The 11,675-nt window shown below is 72.1% G+C and carries 11 protein-coding genes; 3 read left to right on the top strand and 8 right to left on the bottom strand.

What is annotated here, in order from left to right; translation table 11 throughout:
* Positions 1-51: 51 nt before the first annotated feature.
* The 3 genes from ACFP1Z_RS16805 to ACFP1Z_RS16815 all read left to right on the top strand — a co-directional run bounded on the left by ACFP1Z_RS16805 (position 52) and on the right by ACFP1Z_RS16815 (position 6,076).
* On the top strand, positions 52-1,143 hold the full coding sequence (locus ACFP1Z_RS16805; protein WP_390317187.1) for a hypothetical protein: 1,092 nt from the start codon (positions 52-54) through the stop codon (positions 1,141-1,143).
* A gap of 243 nt (positions 1,144-1,386) precedes the next feature.
* A complete protein-coding gene (locus ACFP1Z_RS16810; protein WP_390317190.1) occupies positions 1,387-3,771 on the top strand; it encodes a glycosyltransferase in 2,385 nt (794 codons plus the stop codon).
* A 151-nt stretch (positions 3,772-3,922) separates the two neighbouring features.
* A complete protein-coding gene (locus tag ACFP1Z_RS16815) occupies positions 3,923-6,076 on the top strand; it encodes a glycosyltransferase family 4 protein (RefSeq protein ID WP_390317191.1) in 2,154 nt (717 codons plus the stop codon).
* 88 nt (positions 6,077-6,164) lie between these two features.
* Here ACFP1Z_RS16815 and truA read toward each other — a convergent pair whose 3' ends face one another.
* The 8 genes from truA to map all read right to left on the bottom strand — a co-directional run bounded on the left by truA (position 6,165) and on the right by map (position 11,521).
* Positions 6,165-7,019, bottom strand: a complete 855-nt coding sequence (gene truA / locus ACFP1Z_RS16820; RefSeq protein WP_390317192.1) for a tRNA pseudouridine(38-40) synthase TruA — start codon at positions 7,017-7,019, stop codon at positions 6,165-6,167.
* Positions 7,020-7,103: 84 nt separating this feature from the next.
* Complete coding sequence (rplQ, locus tag ACFP1Z_RS16825) at positions 7,104-7,577, bottom strand: 50S ribosomal protein L17 (protein ID WP_390317193.1); 474 nt, start codon at positions 7,575-7,577, stop codon at positions 7,104-7,106.
* A 160-nt stretch (positions 7,578-7,737) separates the two neighbouring features.
* Positions 7,738-8,760 carry a DNA-directed RNA polymerase subunit alpha gene (locus ACFP1Z_RS16830; RefSeq protein ID WP_390317195.1) on the bottom strand — a complete coding sequence of 341 codons (1,023 nt, stop codon included), beginning with the start codon at positions 8,758-8,760 and terminating at the stop codon, positions 7,738-7,740.
* Between the two features lie 115 nt (positions 8,761-8,875).
* A complete protein-coding gene (gene rpsK, locus ACFP1Z_RS16835) occupies positions 8,876-9,280 on the bottom strand; it encodes a 30S ribosomal protein S11 (protein ID WP_003948617.1) in 405 nt (134 codons plus the stop codon).
* Positions 9,281-9,345: 65 nt separating this feature from the next.
* Positions 9,346-9,726, bottom strand: coding sequence for a 30S ribosomal protein S13 (gene rpsM / locus ACFP1Z_RS16840; protein ID WP_390317196.1), 381 nt, complete (start codon positions 9,724-9,726; stop codon positions 9,346-9,348).
* Between the two features lie 200 nt (positions 9,727-9,926).
* Complete coding sequence (gene rpmJ, locus ACFP1Z_RS16845; RefSeq protein WP_003956441.1) at positions 9,927-10,040, bottom strand: 50S ribosomal protein L36; 114 nt, start codon at positions 10,038-10,040, stop codon at positions 9,927-9,929.
* Between the two features lie 201 nt (positions 10,041-10,241).
* On the bottom strand, positions 10,242-10,463 hold the full coding sequence (gene infA, locus ACFP1Z_RS16850; protein WP_003956442.1) for a translation initiation factor IF-1: 222 nt from the start codon (positions 10,461-10,463) through the stop codon (positions 10,242-10,244).
* 221 nt (positions 10,464-10,684) lie between these two features.
* A complete protein-coding gene (map, locus tag ACFP1Z_RS16855) occupies positions 10,685-11,521 on the bottom strand; it encodes a type I methionyl aminopeptidase (RefSeq protein ID WP_390317197.1) in 837 nt (278 codons plus the stop codon).
* Positions 11,522-11,675 lie beyond the last annotated feature (154 nt).

An 11,675-nucleotide genomic window follows, 5' to 3' on the forward strand; every position in this document is an offset into this window, starting at 1 on the left:
GCGATTGTTCCGCCCCGGACGGCCCGGTCCAAGCGGATTACGATGCGGGGCATGAGCTTTGGGCAGGGGGGTCCGGACGGGGCCCGGGGGGACTCCGGACGGACGGGCGGCCCGTGGGGGACGGGCGGAGGGCCCGCTTCCGCGCCGGGGCAGGGCGGCCACGACGCCGCCTCGGGCGGACCGTACGGGCCGGGGCTGCCCGGCGCCGGCCTCCCCCAGCCCCCCGGGGGTTCCGCGCCCGGGCAGGGCGGCCACGGCTACGGCCCCGCCGCGCCCGATCAGCCCAGGGCCGCTCAGGGACACCCCCCGCTCCCCGGCGGGCCGTACGGGCCGGGGCTCCCCCAGCCGCAGGCGCCGGCGCACACCCCCGACTGGGCCGCGCTCGCCGAGACCACCGCCGCGCGCGGCCGGCGGCGGAAATGGCTGTACGCCGGCGGCGGCGTACTGGCCGCCGGGGCCGTCGCCGCCGCCGTGGCGACCGCCGTCACGCACACGCAGAGCGGCGGCAACAAGGCGCTGCCCGCCCCCGCGCGGAGCGCCGGCGGCTCCCCCGGGCCGAGCTTCTCGCAGGTCGCCCCGCCACCCCCGCCGGACCCCCGCGAGTTCATAGCGAACGCCGGGAAGGACACGGCGCCCCTCACCACGGAGTCCTTCTTCCCGCACCCGCGCCCCGTCCTCGCGGGCCGCCCGTACCAGCGGACCGCCACCGACAGCGGCGAGGACTGCGCCGCAGGCGCCCAGGCCGGCCTCGGCCCCGTCCTCACCGGCAACGGCTGCCGCCGACTGCTGCGCGCCACCTACGTACGGGACGGGGTCGCCGTCACCGTCGGCGTCGCCGTCTTCGACGACCAGGCCGCCGCCGACCGCGTCAAGGAGCAGGCCACCGGCAACATCGCACCGCTCCCGGGCGGCGACGCCCCCGCCTTCTGCCAGGGCGGCCTGACCTGCCGGCTGACCACCAACTCCATCGGCCGCTACGCCTACTTCACCGTCGCCGGGTTCACCAACGGCACCTCGGTCACGGCCGCCGACACCCGGGCCCTGGCCGCCGCCCGCGATCTGTCGGACTACGCGTTCCAGCGCGTCATGGCCCGCGCCAACGCCGCCGCGGCGGCCTCCGTCTCCCGCTCCGAGCACGCCTGAGCGGCCGGCGGCAAACAGGGTCAACAGGCCCGAATCCCGGCCGATTTGTAACAGCAGCCCATAGATCTCCCCACAGCTGACGCACAGCGCCTTCACAGCGGAACCCCAGGAATCCCGGCCCCATCACCACGAGTGCCCGGGCGTCGTTACCCCGTCGAGGGGGGCGGCGCCCTCCCCCACTTCCCACCCCACTCGTCGGCAGGGAGAAGGCGAACGCGGCGCCCGCCGCCTCGCGACACCGCCATGAAGATCGCGTTCCTCATCCACAACGCCTACGGCATCGGCGGCACCATCCGCGCCACCGGGAACCTCGCGAGCGCGCTCGCCGCCCGCCACGACGTCGAGATCGTCTCCGTCTACCGGGGCGCCGACACCCCCCAGCTGCCGCCCGGCCCCGGAGTACGGCTCGTCCCGCTCATCGACATCCGCAAGGACACCGGCAAGGGCGCCGGCCGGGACCTCGACCACGAACTCCAGCGGGAACCGAGCGCGCTGCTGCCCGGCGGCGAGGCGTCCCTCACCGCCTTCACGCGCCTCGCCGACGAGCGCGTGGCCGCGTACTTGGCCGCGACCGACGCGGACGTCGTCGTCGCGACCCGCCCCGGCCTCGTCGTGTACCTCGCGCGGCTCGCCCGCGAGCGCGGCTTCCTGCGCATCGGCCAGGAACACCTCATCCACGGCTCGCACCCGCCGGCCGTGCGGGAGGCGCAGGACGCGGCGATCCCCCTCCTCGACGCGTACACCACCGTCTCCGAGGGCGACGCGGCCACGCACCGCGCGCACCTGCCCGGCGTGCGCACCCCGGTCGTCGCCCTGCCCAACGCGGTGCCCGCACCGCCCGTCGAACCCTCCTCCGGCGACGCCCGGCTCGTCGTCGCCGCCGGCCGGCTCATCCCCGTCAAGCGCTATCCGCTGCTCGTCGAGGCCTTCGCCAAGGTCGTCGCCGAGCGCCCCGACTGGCGGTTGCGCATCTACGGGCGCGGCCCCGAACACGCCGCGCTCCGCGAGCGCATCGACCGGCTCGGCCTCAGCGACCACGTGTTCCTCATGGGCCCCCACTCCCCCATCGAGACCGAGTGGGCCAAGGGAGCCGTCGCCGCCGTCGCCTCCGACTACGAGTCCTTCGGCATGACGATCGTCGAGGCGATGCACTGCGGTGTGCCGGTCGTCGCCACGAACTGCCCGCACGGCCCCGGCGAGATCATCACCGACGGCGAGGACGGCCTCCTCGTCCCCACCGGCGACGCGGACGCCCTCGCGGCGGGCCTGCTCGCCCTCATCGACGACCCGGCCCTCCGCCACACGATGGGCACAGCCGCCCGCGAGTCCGCGAAGCGCTACACCCCCGCACGCGTCGCCGAACGCTTCGAGGACCTCGTACGGACCCTGCGCGACGGCGCGCAGCAGGGTACGAACGCGCCGCCCGACACAACGACCACCCCTACGGGGCCCACCCCGACCCCAGCCACCCCCGCCCGCCCGAACAACGGGACCACGCCCACACCGCACGACAACTCCGGGGCACCCGGGCCATCCGCCGACGCAACGGCCGCACCCACCGCCCGTACAGCCACCGTCCACCCCCTCCGCCGCACCGCCCGCCGGCTGCTGCGTGTCCTGCGCCGCCGCGCCGGAACGCCCACGCCCCCGCCCACGACCACCCCGAACCGCGCAGCCGCGCCCCCCGTACCCGCTCCCCTCAAGCCCCTCCGCCCCCGTGCGCACGCCCGGGCCACCGTCGACGGCGGGCTCGCCGTCCGGTTCCCCCGCGCCGGGGTCAGTGGTCAACTCCTCACGCTCGTCGGCACGTTGCGCGGTACCGACGGCACCGCCGCCCGGCAGCGCGTCGAGCTGCCGCTCGTCGCGGACGCCGCCACCGGCGACCTGACCGCCGTCCTCACCCGCACCAACCCCCTGGCGGAAGGCCGTTGGGACTTCCGTGTCGAGCGGGCCGACGACGGCAAGCGGGCCCGGGTCGGGGCCGCGTACGTGGAGCAGGCGCGGCTGCTGGCGCTGCCCTTGCGCGAGCAGGAGGGCCACGTCACCGCATGGGTGCCCTACGCCACCGCCGGCGGCGGCCTCACCCTGCGCACCTGGCGCCGGCCCGCGCACGCCGAGCTCGACCGGATCGAGGCCGGCCCGGAGGCGCTGACCCTGACCGCGACCGCGCACGGCACGGCCGTACCCCTCGGCGAGCACGGCACCCTCGTCGCACTGCCCCCGCGGGACGGCGCGGAACCCGTAGAACTGCCCGTCACCGTCCTCGACGAGCGGCGGCTGACCTGCACCCTGCCGTACGAGACCCTCACGGGCAGCACCGAAACCGTCGAAGGGGCCTGGCGGCTGCGGCTGCGCCCCGCCCCCGGCGCCGCCCTCGTCCCCCTCGGCCGCCTCGCCGGCGACAACGTCGACCGCAAGCGCACCGACGTGTACCCGGCGGGCACCCTCCCGTCCCCCCTTCGGGGGACCGTCACCGTCCGCCCCGTCTTCGACCCGGAGAACGACCTGACCGTCGACGTGCGCCCGACCCCGAAGATCCCCGAAGCACGGAAGATCCTCAACGTACGGGAGGCCCCCGACGCCTCCCAGGAAGGCCGGAAGTGTGACCCAACGCACAATGTAGGCTGAGGAAGCAACCGAAAGCCTCCCCAGCGGTCTTAACGGACGCACCGGACCGCAACCGACCAGGCGGCCCGCCGCATGAGGGGACGACCTCGACACTCCAGGCCAGGGGGGAAGGACGGACGCGACGCCCGGCACGGGCCCCGCACACACCGCCATGAAGATCTCTTTCCTTTTGCAGAACGCCTACGGCATCGGCGGCACCATCCGCTCCACGTTCAACGTGGCGAGCGCGCTCGCGACCCGCCACGACGTGGAGATCGTCTCGATCCACCGCACCGGCGGCACCCCGAAGCTCCCGCTGCACCGCAAGGTCCGGCTCGTCCACCTCATCGACACCCGCGCCGAGCACGGCGCGGACCGGGACAACGAGCTGCTCCAGCAGGAGAGCGCGCTCGTCCCGCCCGTCGAGGCGAAGGGCGCCCACTTCAGCGCCCTCACCGACAAGCGCGTCGCGGAGCACCTGGCCCGTACGGACGCCGACGTCGTGATCGCGACCCGGCCCGGACTCGTGATGTACCTCGCCGAGTTCGGCACCGACCGCTATCTCAAGATCGGCCAGGAGCACCGGATCTACGGCACGCACGAGCCGAACATCCGCGCCGCCCAGGACCGCGCGATCCCCCGCCTCGACGCGCACACCGCCGTCTCCGAGGCCGACGCCGCCACCCACCGCGAGCAGTTCCCCGGCGTGCGGACGAAGCTCGTCGCTCTGCCCAACGGCTGCCCGCCCTCCGAGGTCGAGCCCTCCGACGGCAGCGCCAAGCTCGTCGTCGCCGCCGGCCGGCTCATCCCCGTCAAGCGCTACGACCTGCTCGTCGAGGCGTGGGCGACGGTCGCGGCCGCGCACCCCGACTGGAAGCTGCGCATCTACGGCCGCGGCCCCCAACTCCCCAGGCTGCGCGCGCAGATCGACAAGCTGGGCCTGAGCGACTCGCTCACGCTCATGGGCGCCCACTCCCCCATCGAGACCGAGTGGGCCAAGGGCTCCATCGCCGCCGTGACCTCCCGCGAGGAGTCCTTCGGCATGACGATCGTCGAGGCCATGAACTGCGGTGTGCCGGTCGTCGCCACGAACTGCCCGCACGGCCCCGGCGAGATCATCACCGACGGCAAGGACGGCCTCCTCGTCGCCAACGGCGACAGCGCCGCCATCGCCAAGGGCCTGCTCAAGCTCATCGAGGACGACGAGCTGCGCACGTCCATGGGCAGGGCCGCCCGGATCTCCGCCGAGCGCTACCAGCCGGACGCCATCGCCCGCGCCTACGAGGAGCTCATCGCGAGCCTGCGCGGCGAGGAGCGGCCGCAGCGGACCGCCGTGCCCGCCACCGGCACCAGGGCCGGCGCCACGACCACCACCGTCAAGCCCGCCGCCCGGCCCGCGAACGGCTCCGTGCCGCTGGCGAAGATGCTGCGCCGCACCGCCGGCAAGCTGCTGCGCCCGCTGCGCCGCTCCGTGGCCAGGCCCGCGACCCCGCCGGTCAAGGCCGCCATCAAGGAGATCGTCCGCAAGCCGCTGCGCTGCACCGCCTCCTGCCGCGTCGACGCGAACGGCAACATCGTGGTCCTCGTGGACCGCAAGGGCCTGTCCGGCGAGAACCTCTCCCTGACGGTCACGCACCGCAAGGAGGCCAAGCCGATCGCCGTGCCGCTGCGCAAGCCGGAGCGGCCCGGCGGCCCGTGGACGGCCGTCCTCGACCGCCGCGAACTGCGCCTGCACGAGGGCCGCTGGGACCTGCACGTCGTGCGCGGCGACGACAACGCCCGCCGCCGCGTGGTCTCCCACCTCGCCGAGGGGCGCGGCCTGGTGGACCTCCAGCCGCTGGACGGCTCCCCGTTCACCTGGTGGGTGCCCTACCCGACCGTCGACGGCTTCCTCGCGATCCGCGCCTGGCACCGCCCCGCCCACGCCGAGGTCCGCACGCTGCGGCAGGAACGGGACGCGCTGGTCGTCGAAGGCACCCTGCACGGCGCGGAGTTCGGCGACGGCGCCACCCCGGTCGCCGTCGGCCGGCCGCGCGCCGAGGGCGGCTCCGAGGTCACCGCCGACGTCACCGTCACCGGCGGGGCGGGCTTCGCGCTGACCCTGCCGTACGAGACGCTGCGCGCCGCCCGAGGCCCCGAGGGCACCATCTGGGACCTGAGCCTGCGCCTGTCCCCGGACGTCGAGCCGGTCCGACTCGCCCGGCTCACCGGCGACATCGTCGACCGCAACAAGACCGACCTGTACCCGGTGGTCGCGGGCGTCCGCCCGTACTTCACGGTCAACAGCGACCTGGCCGTCAACTGCCCGGCCCCCGAGGGGAACTGACTCCAGGGCACTGTGCGAAAGCGCCGCCCCCCGGACCTCGTGGGTCCGGGGGGCGGCGCCCATCGATATCGCCTGACGCTACGTCAGCTCAGCAGCATCCCGCCCCCGGAAGCGTCCGCTTGTTGCGCGCCTCCCGGTTGCGGGCGGCGAGTTCGGAGTCCGCCGGGTAGCCGACCTCCTCCAGGGTCAGCCCGTGCGGCCGTACGACGTGCACCGCCGAGTCCCGCACCCCGGCCGCGAGCACCTTGCCCGGCCAGTCCACCGGCCGGTGCCCGTCACCGACGAACAGCAGCGCGCCCACCAGCGAACGCACCATGTTGTGGCAGAACGCGTCCGCCCGCACGGTCGCCGTGACCACGCCCGACGCGTCGCGCTCCCAGCTCAGCCGCTGCAGCGTACGGATCGTCGTGGCGCCCTCGCGCTTCTTGCAGTAGGCGGCGAAGTCGTGCTCCCCGAGCAGCGGCCGCGACGCCTCGTTCATCGCGTCGACGTCCAACGGCCAGTCGTGCCACAGGACATGACCGCGCAACAGCGGATCCACCCCGCCGGGGTGATCCGTGACGCGGTAGGCGTACCGCCGCCAGACCGCCGAGAACCGCGCGTTGAACCCGGCCGGGGCCTCCTCGGCCCGCCACACCCGCACATCGTGCGGCAGCCGCCCGGCGAGCCGGCGCAGCAGCCGCTCCCGGTGCTCGGTCCACACCTCCACCGGCAGATCGACGTGCGCGACCTGCCCGCGCGCGTGCACCCCGGCGTCGGTCCGGCCGGCGACCGTCAGCTCGTACGTGCGCGGCGAACGCGTCACCGTACGGATCGCGTCCTCCAGCTCGCCCTGCACCGTGCGCTGTCCCTCGCGCTGCCGCGCCCAGCCGGAGAAGTCCTTGCCGTCGTACGACAGATCCAGCCGCACCCGCACCCAGCCGGGCTCAACCTCGTCACTCACCAGAATCTCTCTCTCACCCATGCGGGACGGGCCCGCTCCCCTCGAAAGGGAAGCGGGCCCGTCCGGTGCACACCCACAGGGGTGTCAGGCGTCCTTGGACTCCTCGGCGGAAGCCTCGGCGGCCTCGGCCTTGGCGTCGGCCTCCTTGACCGCGCGCTTGGCGGCGGCCTCGGCCTCGGCGACGGTCGCCTTCTTGGCGATCTCGCCCTCGACCAGCTCGATCACGGCCATCGGGGCGTTGTCGCCACGACGGTTGCCGATCTTCGTGATGCGGGTGTAGCCACCCGGACGCTCGGCGAAGCGCGGAGCGATCTCGGTGAAGAGGGTGTGGACGACGCCCTTGTCGGTGATCGTCTGCAGCACCTGGCGACGGTTGTGGATGTCGCCCTTCTTCGCCTTGGTGATCAGGCGCTCGGCGACCGGACGCAGGCGGCGGGCCTTGGCCTCGGTCGTGGTGATGCGGCCGTGCTCGAAGAGGGAGCGGGCGAGGTTCGCCAGCATCGCCTTCTCGTGCGCGGCGCTGCCGCCCAGACGGGCACCCTTGGTGGGACGCGGCATGGTATTTCTCCTAGAAGTCTGCCCCGGCCGTACCAGGTACCGGAGTCAGTATCCGAGCAGACGGTTGCCTGTCGGAGATCCGGGCTGCCCCGCAAGGGGCGCCCGGAAGGGGCGCGGGGAACTGCGCGACCAGCCACAGCGCACCCGCACCCGAAGACCGTCAGTACTGCTCGGTCTCCACAAAACCCGCATCCGCGTCGTCCTCGGCGCCAAAGGCGTCCGCCGCAGCGGTCGGGTCGAATCCGGGCGGGCTGTCCTTGAGGGCCAGGCCCATGCCGGCCAGCTTCGCCTTGACCTCGTCGATCGACTTCGCACCGAAGTTGCGGATGTCGAGCAGGTCGGCCTCGGAGCGGGCGACGAGCTCACCCACGGAGTGGATGCCCTCGCGCTTGAGGCAGTTGTAGGAGCGGACGGTGAGCTCCAGCTCCTCGATCGGCAGCGCCAGGTCGGCGGCCAGGGCGGCGTCCGTCGGGGACGGGCCCATGTCGATGCCCTCGGCGTCGATGTTGAGCTCACGGGCCAGACCGAACAGCTCGACCAGGGTCTTGCCGGCGGACGCCATGGCGTCACGCGGGCGCATGGCCTGCTTGGTCTCGACGTCGACGATCAGCTTGTCGAAGTCGGTGCGCTGCTCGACTCGGGTCGCCTCGACCTTGTAGGTGACCTTGAGCACCGGCGAGTAGATGGAGTCGACCGGGATACGGCCGATCTCCTGGCCCACCTGCTTGTTCTGGACGGCGGAGACGTAACCGCGACCGCGCTCGACGGTCAGCTCCATCTCCAGCTTGCCCTTGGCGTTCAGCGTCGCCAGGACCAGGTCGGGGTTGTGGACCTCGACACCGGCCGGCGGGGCGATGTCCGCGGCGGTGACCACACCGGGGCCCTGCTTGCGCAGGTACATCACGACCGGCTCGTCGTGCTCCGAGGAGACGACCAGCTGCTTGATGTTGAGGATGAGGTCGGTGACGTCCTCCTTGACGCCCGGCACGGTGGTGAACTCGTGCAGGACACCGTCGATACGGATGGACGTGACCGCCGCACCCGGGATCGAGGAGAGGAGCGTACGACGCAGGGAATTGCCGAGGGTGTAGCCGAAGCCCGGCTCCAGCGGCTCGATCACGAACCGCGAGCGGAACTCGTCCACGACCTCTTCGGTCAGGGAGGGGCGCTGAGCGATCAGCATGCGATGAATCCTTCAGTCATGGACACCCACTATTTGATGTCCTGAGCTCTTACAAGGGTACGGGCGGTACGGCTCCGGGGAGCCGTACCGCCCACACCCCACGACGCGGGAAGCGTCAGACGCGGCGGCGCTTCGGCGGACGGCAGCCGTTGTGCGGGGTCGGGGTGACGTCCTGGATGGAGCCGACCTCAAGGCCCGTCGCCTGCAGCGAGCGGATCGCGGTCTCACGGCCGGAGCCGGGGCCCTTGACGAACACGTCGACCTTGCGCATGCCGTGCTCCTGGGCACGACGCGCGGCCGACTCGGCGGCCATCTGCGCGGCGAACGGCGTGGACTTGCGGGAGCCCTTGAAGCCGACGTGGCCGGCGGAGGCCCACGAGATCACGTTGCCGGTCGGGTCCGTGATGGACACGATCGTGTTGTTGAACGTGCTCTTGATGTGCGCGTGGCCGTGAGCGACGTTCTTCTTTTCCTTGCGGCGCACCTTCTTGGCAGCGCCCTGACGACCCTTGGGGGGCATGTCTTAACTCCTACGGGAGGTGGTCGGTCCTACAGCGAAGACCGCTGGTCAGCGTCCGCTGAGGACTACTTCTTGCCCGGCTTCTTCTTGCCGGCGATCGCGCGACGCGGGCCCTTGCGGGTACGGGCGTTCGTGCTGGTGCGCTGGCCGTGGACCGGCAGACCGCGACGGTGGCGCAGACCCTGGTAGCAGCCGATCTCCACCTTGCGGCGGATGTCGGCCTGTACCTCACGACGGAGGTCACCCTCGGTCTTGATGTTGGCGTCCACGTACTCGCGGATCTTGACCAGGTCCTCCTCGGCCAGGTCACGAACGCGGGTGTTCGGGTTCACACCGGTGGCGGCGAGGGTCTCCTTCGCCAGGGTGCGGCCGATGCCGAAGACGTAGGTGAGTGCGACCTCCACGCGCTTCTCGCGCGGGATGTCAACACCGGAAACGCGTGCCATTCAATGGCTCCAGTTGACTATCGGGGGTCTTCCGCAGCGCCGCTCCGGACCGCCGGCCGCCCGAATGGGCAAATGCGGTACGGACCCGGTCCCCGGCCCCCGCCGGAGGTGTCGCCGGCCGCTGTACGGCCGGTCGGGCGCTGCGTATGTACGTATTGCTCGCGTCGCGCGAAGAACTGCGAGGTGCAGGTCGGTGTGCGTCAGCCCTGGCGCTGCTTGTGGCGCAGGTTGTCGCAGATGACCATGACCCGGCCGTGGCGGCGGATCACCTTGCACTTGTCGCAGATCTTCTTGACGCTCGGCTTGACCTTCATGGGATGTGAGGTTCTCCGGGTCAGTGCCACCGCCCCGCAGGAACGGGGCGACGACGGGGCAAGATCTACTTGTACCGTTGAAGTTCTCTCCCGGACGGATCCGCGAGACTCTCCCCTGGATCGCTCCGGGGAGTTTGGCAGGTATGCCTGCCCATCGACGACCCTTCCGGCCGCAGGAGCGGGTACGGGACCCGCTCAGGCTCACTTATAGCGGTAGACGATCCGGCCGCGCGTGAGGTCGTACGGAGACAGCTCCACCACGACCCGGTCGTCGGGAAGGATACGGATGTAGTGCATCCGCATCTTGCCGCTGATGTGCGCGAGGACCTTGTGACCGTTCTGGAGCTCCACCTTGAACATCGCGTTCGGCAGAGACTCGATCACGGTGCCCTCAATCTCGATGGCACCTTGCTTCTTGGCCACGCTTCGCCTTTCGAATCGGCTACCTTGATCGACTCCTGTGCACCTTCGTGCACCGAACCCCCGCGGACGAAGGCGGGCATGCGGATACACGAGAGCCGACGCGTCAGTCTACGTCAGGGCAACCCCAAAGGCTAATCCAGGGTGCCTGCCCAGCCGCGCTGATCGTTAAAGCTCGGGGCCCCCGCCGGACCGCCAGGGCCCGGCGGGGGCCCCGCGGACCCTCAGCCCAGCGGGTCCGGGGCGGCCGTGACGCCCAGCTCCGCGAGCTTGGCCTTGCCGCCGTCGACGGCCGTGAGGACCAGCGGGCCGTCCTCCGTCAGGGCCACCGAGTGCTCCCAGTGCGAGGACCAGGACATGTCGTTCGTGAGCACCGTCCAGTCGTCCTCCAGGACGTGCGTCTTCGCGGTGCCCAGGCTCACCATCGGCTCGATCGCGATGCAGAAGCCCGGCACCAGCTTCGGGCCGCGGCCGCGCTTGCGGGAGACGTAGTTCAGCAGGTGCGGGTCCATGTGCATCTCGGAGCCGATGCCGTGCCCGCCGTAGTCCTCGATGATCCCGTACTTGCCGGTGGAGGGCAGCGGCTGGCGGCGGATGTAGCTCTCGATGGCCCGGGAGATGTCCACCAGGCGGTTGCCGTTCCGCACGGCCGCGACACCGGCCCACATGGACTCCTCGGTCACCCGGGAGAGCTCCAGCAGCTCCGGGGCGTGCCCGGTGCCCACGAAGGCCGTGAAGGCGGCGTCACCGTGCCAGCCGTCCACGATCGCGCCCGCGTCGATGGAGATGATGTCGCCGTCCTTCAGGACGGTCTTCGTATCCGGGATGCCATGGACGACGACCTCGTTCACCGAGGTGCAGATCGTGGCGGGGAATCCGCCGTAGCCGAGGAAATTCGACTTCGCGCCGTGCTCGGCGAGCACCTTGCGGGCCACCTCGTCCAGGTCCTTGGTCGTGGCGCCGGGAACGGCCGCCTCCCGGGTCGCCGCGTGAATGGCGGCGACCACCAGCCCCGCCTCGCGCATTTTCGCGATCTGGTCGCGGGTCTTGATCTCCACCATTGCGGCTGACGCCTTTCTGCACCGAGGACTACACCGAGGAGTACCGGGAACGGCCGGGAACGGCCGCCTCCCGGCGATTTCCCTCACGGGCCGGGCCCGCCCACACACCATACGGCCGCGATACCCGGAGGGGCATCGCGGCCGTATGCACAGA

This window comes from Streptomyces gamaensis (assembly GCF_042656465.1).
Taxonomy (GTDB): Bacteria; Actinomycetota; Actinomycetes; order Streptomycetales; family Streptomycetaceae; genus Streptomyces; species Streptomyces gamaensis.